The organism is Ruegeria sp. CDSA241 (assembly GCF_059611265.1).
Genome location: NZ_JBXWPF010000032.1, coordinates 1 through 16,642 on the forward strand (window position 1 = coordinate 1; position 16,642 = coordinate 16,642).

At 55.2% G+C, this 16,642-nt stretch carries 17 protein-coding genes and 1 pseudogene; 5 read left to right on the top strand and 13 right to left on the bottom strand.

The window, feature by feature from the left end; genetic code table 11:
* The first annotated feature begins 95 nt into the window (after nt 1-95).
* Together AC2FJV_RS19760 and AC2FJV_RS19765 are read left to right on the top strand one after the other, a co-directional pair.
* Entirely contained in the window at nt 96-1,073 is a 978-nt protein-coding gene (locus AC2FJV_RS19760) for an HpcH/HpaI aldolase/citrate lyase family protein (protein ID WP_142640422.1), read from the top strand.
* A gap of 7 nt (nt 1,074-1,080) precedes the next feature.
* A complete protein-coding gene (locus AC2FJV_RS19765) occupies nt 1,081-2,364 on the top strand; it encodes a glycerate kinase type-2 family protein (protein ID WP_281973992.1) in 1,284 nt (427 codons plus the stop codon).
* 778 nt (nt 2,365-3,142) lie between these two features.
* Here AC2FJV_RS19765 and AC2FJV_RS19770 read toward each other — a convergent pair.
* On the bottom strand, nt 3,143-4,144 hold the full coding sequence (locus AC2FJV_RS19770) for a hypothetical protein (RefSeq protein WP_496694677.1): 1,002 nt from the start codon (nt 4,142-4,144) through the stop codon (nt 3,143-3,145).
* Nucleotides 4,145-4,199: 55 nt separating this feature from the next.
* On the opposite strand from AC2FJV_RS19770, the gene AC2FJV_RS19775 reads away from it, so the two are divergent.
* Entirely contained in the window at nt 4,200-4,487 is a 288-nt protein-coding gene (locus AC2FJV_RS19775) for a transposase (RefSeq protein ID WP_171127984.1), read from the top strand.
* A gap of 26 nt (nt 4,488-4,513) precedes the next feature.
* On the top strand, nt 4,514-5,458 hold the full coding sequence (locus AC2FJV_RS19780) for an IS3 family transposase (protein ID WP_496714456.1): 945 nt from the start codon (nt 4,514-4,516) through the stop codon (nt 5,456-5,458).
* A gap of 22 nt (nt 5,459-5,480) precedes the next feature.
* Here AC2FJV_RS19780 and AC2FJV_RS19785 read toward each other — a convergent pair whose 3' ends face one another.
* From AC2FJV_RS19785 to AC2FJV_RS19835, 11 genes and pseudogenes are all read right to left on the bottom strand, one after another.
* The gene (locus AC2FJV_RS19785) at nt 5,481-6,470 is read right to left on the bottom strand and encodes a HupE/UreJ family protein (protein ID WP_142640385.1); all 990 of its coding nucleotides are present in this window, start codon (nt 6,468-6,470) and stop codon (nt 5,481-5,483) included.
* Nucleotides 6,467-7,297, bottom strand: a complete 831-nt coding sequence (locus AC2FJV_RS19790; protein WP_271952694.1) for a peptidyl-prolyl cis-trans isomerase — start codon at nt 7,295-7,297, stop codon at nt 6,467-6,469. The genes AC2FJV_RS19785 and AC2FJV_RS19790 overlap by 4 nt, the downstream gene beginning before the upstream one ends.
* Before the next feature lie 160 nt (nt 7,298-7,457).
* A complete protein-coding gene (locus AC2FJV_RS19795; protein ID WP_496714453.1) occupies nt 7,458-9,380 on the bottom strand; it encodes a DUF3604 domain-containing protein in 1,923 nt (640 codons plus the stop codon).
* A 495-nt stretch (nt 9,381-9,875) separates the two neighbouring features.
* Nucleotides 9,876-10,709: a class I SAM-dependent methyltransferase gene (locus AC2FJV_RS19800; RefSeq protein WP_496714454.1), complete on the bottom strand. Its 834-nt coding sequence runs from the start codon at nt 10,707-10,709 to the stop codon at nt 9,876-9,878.
* Between the two features lie 198 nt (nt 10,710-10,907).
* Nucleotides 10,908-11,708 (bottom strand): enoyl-CoA hydratase, encoded by an 801-nt coding sequence (locus AC2FJV_RS19805; protein WP_246097366.1) that lies wholly within the window; start codon nt 11,706-11,708, stop codon nt 10,908-10,910.
* Nucleotides 11,709-11,715: 7 nt separating this feature from the next.
* A pseudogene (locus AC2FJV_RS19810) lies at nt 11,716-12,613 on the bottom strand (MBL fold metallo-hydrolase).
* Nucleotides 12,614-12,616: 3 nt separating this feature from the next.
* Nucleotides 12,617-12,814: a rhodanese-like domain-containing protein gene (locus AC2FJV_RS19815; protein ID WP_496714455.1), complete on the bottom strand. Its 198-nt coding sequence runs from the start codon at nt 12,812-12,814 to the stop codon at nt 12,617-12,619.
* 48 nt (nt 12,815-12,862) lie between these two features.
* Entirely contained in the window at nt 12,863-13,006 is a 144-nt protein-coding gene (locus AC2FJV_RS19820; protein ID WP_334223335.1) for a hypothetical protein, read from the bottom strand.
* A 121-nt stretch (nt 13,007-13,127) separates the two neighbouring features.
* Entirely contained in the window at nt 13,128-13,592 is a 465-nt protein-coding gene (locus AC2FJV_RS19825) for a CoA-binding protein (RefSeq protein ID WP_142640390.1), read from the bottom strand.
* Entirely contained in the window at nt 13,593-13,961 is a 369-nt protein-coding gene (locus AC2FJV_RS19830; RefSeq protein ID WP_142640391.1) for a 2Fe-2S iron-sulfur cluster-binding protein, read from the bottom strand.
* Entirely contained in the window at nt 13,958-15,313 is a 1,356-nt protein-coding gene (locus AC2FJV_RS19835) for a selenium-binding family protein (RefSeq protein ID WP_281996139.1), read from the bottom strand. Before AC2FJV_RS19835 ends, AC2FJV_RS19830 begins: the two co-directional genes overlap by 4 nt.
* 72 nt (nt 15,314-15,385) lie before the next feature.
* Between AC2FJV_RS19835 and AC2FJV_RS19840 the strand changes: the two genes are divergently transcribed.
* The gene (locus AC2FJV_RS19840; protein ID WP_142640393.1) at nt 15,386-16,147 is read left to right on the top strand and encodes an IclR family transcriptional regulator; all 762 of its coding nucleotides are present in this window, start codon (nt 15,386-15,388) and stop codon (nt 16,145-16,147) included.
* A 214-nt stretch (nt 16,148-16,361) separates the two neighbouring features.
* On the opposite strand, the gene AC2FJV_RS19845 is transcribed toward AC2FJV_RS19840, so the two are convergent.
* On the bottom strand, nt 16,362-16,607 hold the full coding sequence (locus tag AC2FJV_RS19845; protein WP_342782040.1) for an SOS response-associated peptidase family protein: 246 nt from the start codon (nt 16,605-16,607) through the stop codon (nt 16,362-16,364).
* Nucleotides 16,608-16,642: the final 35 nt, after the last annotated feature.

Consider the following 16,642-nt stretch of genomic DNA (forward strand, 5'->3'; position numbering starts at 1 on the left):
ACGGTGAGGTCGAGGCCAAAGTCAAAGCCGAAGTCGCAAACCTCTGCGCCAGATTCCCTATCTATCCAAACTTGTAAACTGAAGGACACCAACCCATGAGCTTTCATTCCATCGAACAGGCTCCTGCCCGCCTAAACCGTAGCGAACTCGCCGTGCCTGGCAGCCAACCCGGAATGTTCGAAAAGGCCGCACAATCGGACGTGGATGTCATCTTCCTTGATCTGGAGGACGCCGTCGCGCCGGACGAGAAAGAACAGGCCCGCAAAAACATCATTGAGGCTCTGAACGACATCGACTGGGGCAGCAAGACCATGTCGGTACGCATCAACGGGCTCGACACGCATTACATGTACCGCGATGTGGTGGATGTGGTTGAACAGGCTGGCGAACGACTTGATCTGATCATGATCCCCAAGGTCGGCACCGCGGCAGATGTCTATGCCGTCGACATGATGGTCACGCAAATCGAGGATGCAAAGGGGTACAAAAAGCGCATCGGATTCGAGCATATCATCGAAACTGCGTTGGGGATGCAGAACGTCAGTGAGATCGCGGCGGCGTCGAAACGTAACGAAAGCCTGCATTTCGGCGTAGCCGACTATGCCGCCTCGACCCGCGCGCGGACGACTATTATCGGCGGTGTTAACCCGGATTATTCCGTTCTGACTGACGCCGATACGGACGGAGGACGCCTGACCCATTGGGGAGATATGTGGCACTATGCGCTTGCCCGCATGGTTGTGGCTGCCCGCGCCAATGGTTTGCGCCCGATCGACGGCCCTTTTGGAGACTTCCAAGACCCGGACGGCTACAAAGCCGCCGCAAAGCGCGCGGCAGTATTAGGCTGCGAGGGCAAATGGGCCATCCATCCCAGCCAGATTTCACTGGCAAACGATGTTATGTCGCCGGGCGACGCCGAAGTCACCAAGGCACAACGCATTCTCGAAGCAATGGCCGAAGCCGAAGCAGCGGGAAAGGGAGCGGTTTCGTTGGATGGCCGCCTGATCGACTATGCTTCGATCCGTCAAGCTGAAGTTATGGTTGAAAAGGCCCGTCAAATCGCAGCAGCATGATCGCCTCATGACTTTACAATCGTCCATGTCTCAACGCGATTGTGCCGCCAACATATTTGCCGAAGCCATAGCTGCGGCAGATCCGGCGGTATCCCTGAGCAGACGGCTGCAATCAGCCCCATTGCCTGCGCCCAAACAGGGTGGGCGCAGCATCCTGATCGCGATTGGCAAAGCGGCCCCAGCCATGATGGCGGAAGCCTTGCAAAACGTTCAGGGTGATCATGTCGCTCTGGCCGTGACCCATTCCGAAAACCAAGCGGTCGTACCCGGTGCAACTGTGTTGAACAGTGCACACCCCGTTCCGGACGAACGGGGCCTCAAAGCCGGTCGGCAGATCATTGATCTGCTCAGCGCAGCACGCGAGCAAGATCAGATCATAGCGCTGATCTCTGGCGGGGGATCGGCCCTTGTTCCGGCGCCTGTGGACGGATTGTCCCTATCGGATAAGATTGTGGTCAACGAGCTCTTGTTGTCTTCCGGATTGGACATCGTGCACATGAACCTGGTGCGCCAGCATCTGAGCCAGCTCAAGGGCGGAGGGTTTCTGCGACACGGTTCACCTGCACCGGTCACAGCCTATATTCTGTCGGATGTGATCGGAGATGACCTGCGTGCCGTTGCCAGCGGCCCCACTTCTCCACCCATCGGAACCCAAGCCGATGCCCGCAGGATCTGCATTGGGGCTGGCATCTGGAAGCGTCTTCCCCAATCCGTGCGGGACCATCTAGAACACAGCGTTCCTGAACAGACGATAGCAGTTGAAGCGACAAATCATCTGATCGGGTCGAACACGATAAGCCTTGAGGCTGCGCATCGCTGTGCGGCGCAGTTTTGTCGGGCTGAAATTGCCTCCAAAGCACTGACAGGAGACGTGTCCGACGCTGCACGTCAGATTCTGCAAGCGGCCCGTTCTGTGGCTTCCGACCGCCCGGTCGCTCTGCTTTTCGGAGGGGAGACAACCGTCCGGCTGCAGGGTGCAGGTCTTGGTGGGCGCAATCAGGAACTAGCGCTGCGCGTCGCCCAACTGGCGCAAGGGGAAGCTATTCCCGGCAACTGGATTTTCCTCAGCGGTGGAACAGATGGCCGTGATGGTCCGACCCCCGCAGCGGGTGCGATTGTGGATGTGGGAACATTCGACCGTATCCGCGATGCGGGGCAAAATCCGTCCACGCTGTTAGCAAACAACGACAGTCACCGGGCATTGGGGCTATCGGGTGATCTTCTGATGACTGGTGCGACCGGGACCAATGTTGCAGATATCCAAGTATTGCTGCTTGGGCCTGATGCTTGAGCGCGCGCTAAGCTTGGCGGGCATCAAGGTTGATATAGCGTCAGAGATGTCGAATTGGAGAGTAATGCCTGAATCCGTCGAGAAAGGTCCGATTCATGCGATAGTCTGATTTCAAAGCCATAAAAGAGGCGTTTGTTCCAATGTCACAGGCGATGTTTTAGGCTCTGACGGAGGGATATAGGCATTATTTTTTGCGGAATGTTTGGCGTTGATCGGCGTGTAAGCATTTGTAATTTTCGTTCTAAAGCTGATTTTTGGAGTAGGGTTTGAACCTTTGGCCTTCAGGACATGGTCCTGACGAGGTGAGATCGTGCAGCAAACAGTCCGGTGGGCTGTTTGTAGATCCGACGGGCGGTTCTGTTGTATTTGGTTGCGGGAGGGCGCAAACGCCGTTGTCGAACGCAGATAAAATGCGTGATGAAAGCGTATTCTTTTTGAAAGAAGACGTTCCTCTCAATACACTTGTATGACCGCATTGAGCCCAAAGCAGCCGAATTGAAATCGCGACCTTCGCTCATTCAGCAAAACGAGCGCATTAGACACGCACTGCATCGCACCTAACATGCGGCCGTTGGTCGTGGCCGCAACGATGTCGGAAAGGCCTATGACCGAGTTGCGGACGAGGTCGACTGCCGAAATTGATCTATAAAATGCTATTTGCCAGCAACTGATTGCAATAATTTTCCGGTCTCAAGACGAATAAATCGCGAGGGAAGTTGTCCACTTCGCAATTCTGTCGAAATTGGATATCGAAAACAATGGTCAACCGCCCTGCTTTTCACTTCGACAACGCTGCGCGTGTTTCGGCAAGACCCTCATAAACGGCGTCGACCACAGTTGGGTGCATGTTGTGCCCTTGGAGCCAAGACCTCGGGTCGTTGGCAAGCAGCGGGTCGAGTTCAGCCATTGCATCAAAAGCTGCTTTAGAGGCCTCGGTGTTAGCAAGCTGGTTGTGCGCGATGGCAAGCATCGCCTGACCGAACGACCACCCATCGATGGCAGCCCTGTCTGCGTTTGCGAGCATTTCTGGCCAGTCCTTTTTGAGCAAACTGTCAGCGGTTAGCACGTGATAGTAAAATGGCGGCGGCGCGACCGACGCATCGATGGCCCGGCGCATGGTTGGTGCTGCCTCTGAAAAACGGCCGGCGATCGCGTATCGGATGGCAAGGTTGGCGACCGCTGCCGGATCGTTCGGGTTCACCTCTACCGCTTTTCGCACATAGTCTATCGAACGCTCCATATCGCCAGCGTATTGCTCAACATGCGACATCGCCTGGAGTGCGTCGGTATCTTGCGGGTCCAGATCGAGCGCGCGAGTCGCGGCGTCGCGCGCCAGATCAAATGCCGCCTCTCTCGACAGGTCGGTCTCATGTCCGAAACGGGCTGCATCGTTGCGAACATATGCAAGCATGGCCCAGGCGCGGGCATAGTCAGGGTCTTCGAGAACAGTCGCTTCCAGACATTCCCGTACTGCCGGATACTCATCGCGGTGGTAGGTGCGCCGGTAAATCTGCGCACTCGCCACACAGGAAAAGCCCCGCAAACTGTGATCGTTCGGATTATCGAGCCGCGTTCCGCGCACGTCGCGTAGCACATAGCCGTGCTGTTGCCCGATGCGAGATGCGAATTGTGACGCAATTTTTTCCTGAATGCCGGTGATGCTGAGGCCTTGGGTACCTTCTATGAAACGCTCACTCCACAAAACCTGTGCATCAGCGGCGCGGATCAGACTTGCGCGAACGTAAAGCAAACCGTCTTCCCGCCACACGCTGCCCTGCATTGTCTTTGCCCCCTAGAATTGGGCCACTACTTTGGCCGAGAAGGGGGAACAAGAGATGGCTCGGAAGCGATACTCGGACGAAGACATTCTGAAGCTGCTGCGTGAGATTGAACTGAAGCTGGCAGATGGCGACGATGTTCGGACAGCCTGTCGTGGTGTTGGTGTCAGCGATGCGACCTACTACAATTGGCGGCGTCGGTTCGGTGGCATGGGCAAGTCGCAACTGTCGGAGTTGCGCAGCCTGGAGAAAGAAAATGCCCGGCTGAAGAAGATCGTGGCCGAACTGGAACTGGACAAGCTGATCCTCAAAGAAAGTCTGAACTACCTAAAACCGAGGGCCTGACGACGAGCCAACTTCGTCAGGCCGTCATTCATGCTCGCCAGAAGCATGGCACATCAGAGCGTCGCACCTGCAAGGTGGTCGGCCTTGCACGCAGCTCCATGCAATACCAGGCCGTAGAGAAGAACGATGATGCTCTTCGACTGGCCATGATCCGTCTGGCCAAGAGCTATGGCCGGTATGGCTACCGTAAGGTGGCGCAGCTGCTTCGGGTTGAGGGCTGGCGTGTCAATCACAAGAAGGTAGAACGGCTGTGGCGGGAGGAAGGTCTGCAACTCCCGCAGCGGCACAAGAAGAAGCGTCGCCTGTACCACAAGGACAGTTCGATCATTCGGCTCCGACCGACGCATCCCAACCATGTCTGGAGCGTCGATTTCGTTCACGACAAGCTGAGCAATGGGCGGAGCTACAAGATGCTCACGGTTCTGGATGAATACACCCGCCAGGCGCTTGCAGTGGAAGTTCGGACCCGCATGGGTTCTGAAGATGTGCTGGAGGTTCTCTACGGGCTGTTCCTGCGCCACGGAAAGCCTGATTTCGTTCGAAGCGATAACGGCCCAGAGTTCTCTTCACGAGCAACCCAGAGTTGGCTCGAGAAGGTCGGTGTGAACCCGATCCGGATCTACCCGGGGCTCTCCCTGGGAGAACGGATACAACGAGAGGTTCAATGGAACGCTCCGCCGCGAGGTTCTCAATTCCGAATGGTTCACAACGACCAAGCAGGCACAGATCGTGATCAATTGCTGGCTCAGGCAATACAACCACACCCGACCCCATCAGGCCCTCAACATGCGCCCACCAGTCCCCGAAACTCTAGTCCGAAATGGCCCAGAACATGGGGGCTAGACAACAAACGTTGGGCATACGACGAAGTGGGCTTTTGTGCGCAGGCGCATTCTGCGCGGTTGCACCTGCACCCGGTCGAATTGCGCGCTTTGCAATCGAGTTATCCTTTGAGCCGTTCTACCACCTGAACCAACACCAAGGCAAAGCGCTTCAGAACCCACTTATGCGTTCTATGAGCCAGTACATCGATACCGACCCGATGCCATAGGCTGTAATCACAGTCGCCCTTTGGCTAACTGGACGTGCCATCAATCGCCAGATCGCGACAAGAAGTGCCAAGGCCCCGACAAAACTCAACTGGCCGGCCTCGACGCCCAGGTTGAAGGCAAGCAAGGCTGCAGGAATATCGTTTGAGGGTAGTCCGATATCGGCCAAAGCGCCTGCAAAACCAAGGCCATGCAAAAGCCCAAACCCGAAACAAACGACCCAGGGCTTCTGCTTTGAAAGTCGGAAACGCCCGTCTCCAACCTTAACAATTTCCATCGCCAGAAAAACAATAGAAAGCGCAATGATGGCCTCGACCGGCGGACCAGGGACATTCAGAAAACCAAGCGTTGCCAATGCCAGTGTTATTGAATGCGCCAGTGTGAATGCTGTGACTGCTCCCACCAGTCTCCACGGATCGCGGACCAGAACAAACAACGCGAAGACAAACAGCAGATGATCCCAACCTTCCAGTATGTGTTCAAAACCCAACTGGAAATACGCGGTGAAAACAGACCATGTGGTCTGTTCAGAAGGTATGTTCTGAACGGCTGTCTCTGGTGTGAACCGAAGCGTCGTGGGCTCAGCCTGCAGGGGCTGCACTCGGACCAATACGTCGTTCTTTTGAACCTCCAGACCTTCTATCTGGATGGGTTGGCCCGCAATATCCCCGCGGCACTCGATAACCCAGGAAGAAACCCATGCTCTGCCATCGGAAATTGGGGTAGGGCCGCGCGCCGGGGTGCAACCATCCGGCGCCATGACATCAATCGCCATGGGTTGACCATTCACATCGGGTTTTCGCCAATGAACGCTCCAGGTGTCCGATGTGATTTGGCGAATTTCCAAGTACCCCGGATCAAGCGCATGCGCCGAGGCATTTCCTGCAACCCACGCAATCAGCAAGGCAAACAGTAGGCCAAATACAGCTTTCATTTGGTTTGACCTGAGAGAGCGGGCACTATGATCTCATAGTTGGCAGCAAGAATCTCATATTGCGCTTGCGCCAGATCTTCGCTCATCACGCGACGCCAATCCCGCAGCACGGCATCGTGAATTTCTGACAATGGGGGTATTTGACTAGGTTCGATGTCTTGCACCTGAACCAGATGGACCCCGTAACCCGACTGGATCGGGCCAGCCCACTGACCTTTATCCAATGTTGTAAGACCCTTGGAAAAGCCAGATCCAAAGACCGAGTCTATCACTCTGGTCGCAGTCAAGGGCATAGATGCGGGCAGCAGTGTCGAGGCGCCCAGGTCGGAAACCTCATCTCCCGCGCGCAGGGCGGCCAAGACCCCCTCGATTTCAGCTTTGTTTGGCTCCTCACCAATAAAGACCTGAATGAAGGCCAGCTTGCTGGGCGTCGCATAGCGCTCCGAGTTGTTTTGCAAAAAGGCCTCTAAATCTTCGTCTTCCGGAACAACAGACGTGGCGATCGCTTCGGTCAGGAAATCCATTTTTTGACTGAGACGAGACCGGATCACAGAGTCTCCGCGATCAAGGCCAAGCTTTCTGGCTTCTCTGACCAGTACCTCTTCGCGAATTGTTGCATCAGTCAAAGCTTGCAGCTCGGCACCGCTTGGGCGCCGTTTCCACCGTGCTTCAAACTGATCAGACAAAAGCGCGATATCGTTTTCGTCGATTGTTATTGTCACAAAATCTTCGACAGTCTCGTTTTCCGGCGCAACTATTTGGAACCAAATGAAAATAGCTGCTCCAATCAGGAAGAAATGGAACAGGGGTTCTTTCAATATTCGCATGAAGGCTCCTGCATGAAACGCGCTCCGGTTTTACGTATCGATGCTGACATCAGTCGATTGAGCATTGCAAGAAAATCAACGCTACGCACAAATCAATCGTCTGGTGAATGGGCCGAGGTAAAGGCTTCTACCTCGGTTGCCAACGCCGTGATCGGCAGTGTTACTCTGCCGGTGTATACCAAATCGGGGAAGAGTAAGCGCGTTCCTGATGTGTGAGCACCGCGTCTTCGGGCAATTCGGCGCCAAATCTCAGCTTATCGTAAAGGATCCAACGCGGTGTTGGAATTTCGATCGCACGTACGTAATAAAATGCGCGTGCATTTGGATCGAATTCAGGATCAGACCAAACGGTTACAAGTTCGGCAGTTCCAATCGTGTTGGTCCAACTGGCGGTTTCAACATCTACTGTGTTTCCAACCGCAGGGATCTTGCCGTTTTGGTCAGCAACACGGTTGTCCGACCACGCCACATCGTAAACCTTTTCCTGCAAGGCCCCTTCAGAATCCAGCCAACCCTTTACCACCTGCACGCGATCCAGATTGGCACCAACCGGGTCGCGTAGTGCAGCGATCAGGAATGCGGGCGCACCTTCACCCTCGCGAGGTCGCAGATCCGAGCCCATCGGAACACCTTTGGTGTAGCCCACATCAGCAAGGAAGCGTGTTTCAACATCCGCGTCACTGAAACCCCAACCGCCAAAGAACCGCAGGCCGATCCGAGGTCCGGTGGTTGCATAGGTTTCGCGTCGCTTGAACGCATCGAAGATTGCAGCGCGAGTATTATCGGTCGCCCAGACTGCCGTGTATCCCGATGCGACAAGAAGGTCGCCAGGAATTTCGCCAAGGTCATTGGCGATGAAAGGATGCTTTATTCTCGTGGCCGAAGGTTCAACACTGACGGATTTTCCAAAGAAGTTGTCTTCTTCGGCAGTCGCCAGAGACGTATGGCTGTCCGTCGCGCCGCCCATGCCGAACTTATATGGGTTAACGCCGAACTTTTCTTCTAACAACAAACCGCGCTTCAAAGCTTCTCGGGCGTATTCGCCAGCCAGCATGTCATCGGTTTTCAGCTCGGTTATGTCGAGGTTGCCGACGTCCCAGTTTTCGTAATCCGCGAATTCATCATCCGGACTCAGGAAGGGGTGCGCTTCACCGTCGCCCTTGATCTGCGTGACTTCATAGTGGGGTTCCCATTTCGCGCGGGCGGCCACATATTCCTCGTCTACCTTGCCACCGTGATAGGTGTCTTCGGTCGGGAACATCCATCCGTTCGAAAGGTTGCCGTTATGGGCGAAAGCAACCGCTCGTCCACCGGTTTTTTCTTGATAGTCTTCAAGCCATGCATAGAGCGCCTTTGGGTCGGTATCACCAAAGGGTGGTTGCGTGACCGGCGGCACCATCTGAAGCGCCCTGATCGGCCCATCACGCAGCATGACGTTCCGATGCAGATTGAAACCCTTGGGTACAGAGGTCCATTCGAATCCGATGAAGGCTGTGAAATTGCCGGGGTCGTTATGTTCTTCCGCAGCCAGAACGATTTGTTCCCATGTAAAAGCAAATGCATCTGCACCTGGGCTGTAAGACTCTAGAAGAACTTCTGGCAGGGTCATTTGCGAGAAGTTGGTGATGATGTCGAACGCCGCTTTGCCGGCATCTTCGCCACCTGCCTTGTAACCTTCGTACCATTCCAATCCTTTTGGATCGGCAAGAACGCCCGGCTTGCCAGCCTGAAGGTCCGGGGCAAATCCCATTAGGTCAGTGTGATCCGTGAGAACCATCCAGTCCAGAGGCCGGGCCAGTCTCACTGGTTGACCCGTGGAAGAAATGACCTGTTCGCCTTTTGCAAAGCGCCAAGCTTCATCAGGTAACAGTGTGTTCCCGAAAGCACCTGCATCCAGCGAAAGTCCGGTGTGAAGATGCGAGTCTCCCCACAGCGGGCGCTCAGGGAAAGTCCGGTTCGCATATGGTGAATACGGCTGCTTTGAGAACAAGCCTTCCGCCGCTTCTTCGCTAGGAACAGCGTCGGCAAAGACCGTCGATGATGCCAGCCCCAGTGAGATAGAATAAACAAAAACTCGAAGCATATAGACCTCCCAACTCAAGATCGCCCGGTGGTGCCCGTGACTTACATCTCAAGAATTAATATTCCTATTTCTCTATATAACATCAATTTTCCATTTGTGGGAATACTCAGCTCTCGGCTTTGTCACGATGATGCAAGTAGGAGTGTGGCTGCCGAAGTTGGTCTGAAAATGACTCGATAAGTCATAGCCTCGATTGTTGGGCTCAACATTGAGAACGGAAGCTTTGGAGAAATTGCGGTTTGAATTGGCGAATGTCCATCGTGAGCCATGTATGCACTTTAGCAAAGTCGGCATAGCTGCGCTTAGATGACATTCTTGGCTATCGCGGTCTGGATCATTTTGGGCTCTCCTTAAACCTATGCCGCGACTTGCACCGAGGGCCGCTCTGGTACGAAACGACTTTTGCGGCACGCGTGTGAACAGACAAAACGCGGGACAATCCGGACACTTGGATGAATGGCGACGACGCCCATTTCAGCACATCGTTCCGGTCGGCTAGGCAACGACCGCCGAGGTCACGACAGACGGAATTGGCACGTCCCATTCAGGACCCACACCGTGCTTTGCCAGAACTTTGGCCACAACCGCCACTCGGATTGCGGCCAAATTCGTTGTAGGTTGAGGGCGCAAAAGGGCGCCACCTCGGGCCGTTTCTTCAAGAAAGAAAACGAACGGTGCGCCCGGATCACTAACCTGCCATTTCGACGCGACGATGGTTTGATGGCAATCTGAAAAACCGGCCTTGGCGAGTACGGGAAAGGCTATAGTCGGATCGGCATAATCATTTGCCCCGGGACCCGGTGGCAAGGCAATCTCTGGCGACCCGTGTTCCTCAATGGCGCCAAAAACATACCCCAGCGCAGTGTCAAATTCGGGCCCGCACCACACCGAATACGCCAGCCGACCGCCGTCGCGCAAAACACGGCGAACTTCTGCCAACACTTTCGGGGGGTCCGGCATATGCGGCATTCCAAAGCCAATTGTTACAGCGTCAAACGTATTGTCTTCAAAGCTCAAGGCCAACGCATCGCCTTCAACGAACTGAGCCTGTGGCACCGCCAGCCGCGCCATCTCAAGCATGGCGGGTGAGAAATCAAGGCCCGTTACGCGAGCACCTGTGTTGAAAAGGCCTGCGGATACATTGCCATGTCCGCAGCACAAATCGAGCACACGAGTGTCCGGTCCAGCACAAACCGCAGCGACCAGGTGTGGGACAACCATGTCCGCCGCCTTGGCAAACACCTCGGCATAGGACTGTGCCACATCGCACTTGGCCCATTCGCGCCTTTCGAGGGCGGCAAATGTGTCCTGTTCCTGATTGTCAGGCATCCAACATCTCCTCAGTCGCCACGTTTTGGAGGACCGCCGAAAGGGGCAAATTGTCAAGTTCGCCAAGTGAAATGGGCATTCGCCGTCATTTGCGGGTAGGTTGCTTTGGGTGCACGCGCTCGACGCGTTTGAGGATCGAAACCGGTGACAGGGCGGTGTGGTTCGCTGCATTACGGGCAAGTTCCGGGCCCTCGTAGATCATTCCCCGGTCCATTCAGGCATCGGTTCTTTGCGGGTGAAGGCCCCGATACCGGCCTCGGCATCTTTGGCCATCATGTTTTCCGCCATCGTGCGACCGGCAAAGGCGTAGGCCTCTTCCAGCGGCATTTCGAGCTGTTCGTAATAGGCACGCTTGCCGATCTTGACGGCGGACGGCGATTTGTCGGCAATGATCCAAGCCATTTCTGTGGATGCCGCTTCCAGTTCCGCCAAGGGCACCACGCGGTTGACCAACCCCATTTCGGCGACGCGGGCTGCGGGCAAGAATTCCCCCAAAAGCAACATTTCCATCGCCAGCTTGCGCGGCACATTGCGCGAAAGCGCGACCATCGGGGTTGAGCAAAATAGCCCGATATTCACGCCCGATGTTGCGAAAGTTGCGTTGTCGGCGGCCACCGCCAGATCACAGGACGCAACAAGCTGACACCCCGCCGCTGTGGCAATCCCTTTGACCTCGGCGATTACAGGTTGCGGCAAGCGCACCACCCGAAGCATCATCGCCGAACACGTCGCAAACAGGTCTTGGAAATACTGAAACCCACCGTCGGCATCCGCCCGGCGCGCCGACATTTCTTTGAGGTTATGACCCGCGCAAAAGTGATTGCCGCCGGTACGCAAGATCACTGCTTTGACACTGCGATCTTCTGCGATTTCGTCAAATGTGTCAGACAGAGCGCGTAGCATCGCCTCTGACAACGCATTAATCGACTTGGGCGCGTTCAGAGTCAGAACGGTAACGCCATCGATGTCAGCCCGCAGGATCAAATCATCGTTTTGCATTTCGCCCTCATATGCCATTGAGTGGAACTTTCAGCATAGGTGCGCCGCTTTCGTCGCACGGGATTTCGCCGGCCCGCATATTCACTTGCAGGGACGGTATGATCAGTTTGGGCATCGCCAGCTGCGCGTCACGCTCCGTCCGGAACTTGATGAAATCTTCGCGCGATTTGCCAGCACCCACATGGATGTTGTCGGCACGTTGCTGGCCAATTGTGGTCTCCCACGCGATGGCGCGCCCACCGGGGCCATAGTTGTGGCAGATGAACAGGCGCATCTCGTCCGGCAGGCTCAGCACGGTTTGGATAGAATCGTAAAGCTGCCCTGCATCACCACCCGGAAAGTCTGCGCGGGCTGAGCCGCCGTCAGGCATAAAGAGCGTGTCACCGGCAAAGGCGGCGTCGCCAATCACATGCACCATGCAGGCTGGTGTGTGGCCCGGCGTGGCAATCACAAAGGCTGTCATTTCGCCAATGGTGTAGGTGTCACCATCCTCGAACAAAGCATCAAACTGCGACCCGTCGCGTTGAAATTCCGTGCCTTCGTTGAAGATTTTGCCGAAGGTGTCCTGAATTTCGATGATGCTTGCACCAACGCCAATTTTGCCACCCAGCCTATCCTGAATTTAGGGTGCAGCAGACAGGTGATCGGCATGGACATGGGTTTCAATGATCCACTCCACCGACAAGCCTTGTGACTGGATGGCGTCGATCAAAGCGATCGGCACTGTCGTAAGTGATCCGCCCGGCGGCGTAATCCATATCCAGAACGCTGTCGATTATTGCACAGGCGTTAGATGCGGGGTCTTTCACGACATAAGAAATCGTGTTGCAGGCAGGATCAAAGAACCCTTCGACACTAGGCTTTGCTGCCATATTGAGATTTGGGAAATTTGTTGAAGGTTCCATGATTTATTCCAGCGCGCCCCCGGCCTTTTTCCAGGCGCCAACGCCTCCGGTCAGGTTCACAACGGGCGACAGTCCCATATCCATGGCCACCACCGCCGCCATCGCAGAACGCCCACCCGATGCGCAATAGAACACGTAAGTCTTATCTTGACTGAACTCCGGCTTGTGCGCAGGACTTTCCGGGTCGATGTGGAATTCCATCATGCCGCGCGACGATGCGACAGCACCCTCAATGACGCCGGTTTTGGCCTATTCCGTACCATCGCGCTGATCGACAAAAACGTGATCGAGCGAGCCTACCAAGGCCAATGCCTCTTCGGCACTGATCGCAGGCACCGCTTTCGTGGCCACCTTTACGATGTCTTTCGCGCTTTTGGTGATCGTCTGAGCCATGTTTGGTTTCCTTTTTCGATTGGTTTGAGCCAGTCCAATAGTGCGTCGAGCGGCCAATTTATGGCACCGCTACAGCCGTATGCGCAGGCAGAGGCCACATGAGTTTCTGTGCCGCTCTCAGTCAAATTGCGAGATCAAGACGGGGCTTCCAGAACGGGCGGAACAGCTCGATCTTGGGGCAGCGGTTCATCACCACCTTCAGCCCCGCTTCTTCGGCAAGCGCGGCCGCGCGGTCATCATAAACGCCGATTTGGCCCCAAAGCACCTTGGCGCCGATTGCAATGGCTTTCTCGGTGATCGCGTAAAGTTCCTCTTTCGGGCGGAAGACCTCGACCATATCCACGGGCCGGTCGATCTCTTCCAGCGAATGAACGACAGGTATGCCGCGAATTTCGATCAGCTTTGGGTTTGGATTGACAGGGATCATGTCATAGCCCGTTTCGTGCAGCACACGCAGCACGCCATAGCTGAACTTGGTCTTGTCGCCACTGGCCCCCACCATCGCAATGGTTTTGACCGAACGCAGGATGTCCGCCAGATATTCGGGCGCGTAATCATACAGGTGATCGATGTCAGCTTCGGGCATTTAAGCCTCCTTAGGGGTCGCGATATCCGCCTTCAGCTCATGCGGCTCCAGCGGATCAAGGAAGGGGTTGCGATAAAGTTTGTCGTGGCTTTCGACGCCGATTTCCAATATGCAATCGCTCACCGCGCGGGCCACACACAGCAGAACATAGCCATTGTTGATCTGGCGATTGTTCAACGCCACTTGCCTGCGCTGATCCACTTCGCCAGCTGTCAGTTTGGCCGCACAGGTGATGCAGCCGCCGTATTTGCAGCCATAGGGCAGATCGACTCCCTGTTCGCGTAAAGCGTCCAGCAACGGACGGCGGGCGTCGACCTGATAGGTCGCATCATCGCGGTTGGCGATTGTGATTGTGCGGGTTTCGCTCACAGCCAGATGTCGCTTGTACAATCGCCACCGGGATAGCGGGTTTCATGGCAGCGGCTTGGTCCGTTTGGCTCTTTGCCAAAATCAACAACGAAATCTTCGTTGATTTTCATACCGCCGTTTTCGACATCACAGTCGATCATCAGCATGACACCGCCCTGGGTGCGAATTTCCGGATAGAACTGGTTGTCCCAGGTCGAGAACAGCGAGGTCGTGACATAAAGCCGTTTGCCATCAAGCGAGAGCTGATACATTTGCGGCCCGCCTGCCACTTTGACGCCATTGACCTCGGGCGCTTTGCCCAAAAGCCCGCCCATCCAAACCTGCCCGGTCAAAACAGGATTATGCGGGTCAGAGATGTCGTACTGGCGCATATCGCCGTGCAACCAGTTATTGAGGTAAAGGTATTTGTCGTCCATCGATACAAGGATGGCCGACATCACACCGGGCACGGGAATAGGCCATTCGGGATGCGGTTCATTCTCCACATCAATGATCTTTTCCCATTCCCATTTCCCAGCTTCGGACTTCCAGAAATGGATGACATTGGCGCTAAGCGCGGCACCGCAGAACCCATGTGTACTGTCAGGATCATGCAGAAACTTTACCTCCAGCGGGATCAGGCCGTCTTCGCCGAGATACATCGTCTCGACCGGCACCTTTTTCTCAAAATCCCAGATGTGCAGGCGGCGACCGTATTTCAGGTGGCCCACTTCTTCCAAATCAAACCCTGGCATGAATGTGTTGGGTGCGGCCCATTCGGAACTGACCATCACGTTATGGCGCGGCTGGTACCAGAAGTCATAACCAAACGGGATATCGCCCATTGAGTTTTCCCAACGACCAACGATCTCGAATTCTTTGTTGAGGTGCAGATAACCACCGGGCGCTTCGCCCTGTGCGTCACCTAAGAAGGAAATGATGATCTCAGAGCCCAAACAATGCACGGTGTGTGGGCCGCTCAGATTGGTTTTTGACTTGATCTCGGCCCCGTCAATCACCTTATGAAGGCGCGGAGCAAACGGGTCCGTCGCGGTGTCGATCACATGGATATTGTTGGACCGCACGCCTGGCACCAGCAGGTATTTACGGCTCATGCCCGCGTCGTCGTGGCAGGAAGAACAGGCATTCCAGCCCATGTGATGCAATTCATCCCCGATGCCGGGCATCTCTAAGCGATGGATGACTTGTGAATAGGTCGGGCTTTCCGGGTCGGCGTCCACGGTGGCTAGGTAGTCCGGCTTTTGAATGCCGGTGCCGGTGTAGATGGCAATTGTGTACAAGAGTTTTTCACGCGGCGCTTTGATCGCCTCGGCAGGGCTTGCATACCCCGGGCCACAACATGCTCCGTCCATCTTCACATTCCTCCCTTGCGATCATTTGAAGATTCTCGTAAATCGATAAAAAGATTCTCGCAAGGTAAAAATATGCATCTGGAACGCCTGACATTCATCCTCGAAGTTGTTGGACAAAAGGGCGAGGCTACAGTGGCCGAGATTTGCGCTCATTCTGACCTGCCTAAGCCGTCTGCCTACCGGTTGGTGCAGGACCTCGTTGGTGTGGGTCTACTGGAACCGGTTGCCCGTGGCTCATTCACAATCGGCTCCCGCCTGAAGCGGATCACGAAAAGTGACCACTCTGACCGTGCACTGCTAGAGGTGATTGCGCCTGCGCTAAAGCAAGCCGCTAAACAATATGGCACCGCATTTTTCCTGTCCCGTCTGCGCGGAAAATCCGTGGAAATTATTCACGTTGAAACACCTGACACTGGGGTCTCCTATCTCCATCCCGGTTTGGGGAAACGACCCTTGCATGCCTGTTCCTGCTCTAAGGCCGTTGCTGCATTCTCACCCGACTTGTTTTTGACCAGCGAAATGGAAGGCCGGCTGCGCGCCTACACCGAATTCACCCTGACAAACGTGCAGGACTTGGAAGCCGAGTTTGACACCATTCGCAATCGCGGCTTCGCAGAATGCGTGGAAGAGATTGAGCGCGGCATGTGTTCGGTGGCAGCTCCCCTTGCGCCAAGCGGGCCAGGTTCCACGATGTCCATCGGTGCAACCGGATCGGTACGGGTCTTTACGCCAGCGTTCCGCGAAAAACTTGGTCCCCAGATCTCCCTTATTGCGCGTGAAATGTCTGCAAATTTGGGTTGGGACGCGGCGCAGGATGCCAAAATATCAGGCTAACTTTTAGGTGGTCTTCGAATGTGGGCCTCTTCTAAATCTGATCTGAACTGACCTCCGCTCCACACAAACAAAAATGCAACGCCGAACGTTCGAACGTCTCGCAGCATTCAGAAGAAAGGGCTCGGTGCAGTCATCTGACAAAAATCGTCGGATGTCCAAGGCGCGATCGTAGGCGGACATTCATTGATCGGAACTCGCTAAAAAACCATGCCGTTCAAAGACTAGTGTCAGACTTTTCTCCTGCGCCCGATTTGACGATATCCATCTCATCTGAGGCATAGGGTTTAAGCAGTTCAAAGGCCTCCGCAGCGCAGCCATCCAACCAGACCTCATAGTCACAAGGATGGAGTGTGACCCGCATTCTCTGCGGATGTATCGGACGCACAATGTCATTCGCTGAGGTGGTTAACTTCGCCCCGTTTGCTTCCACGGTGCTTTCAGTTGTGATGGCGCAACGCAAAAGCCCGCTCTGGCACGGTGTGTAATATATTGATA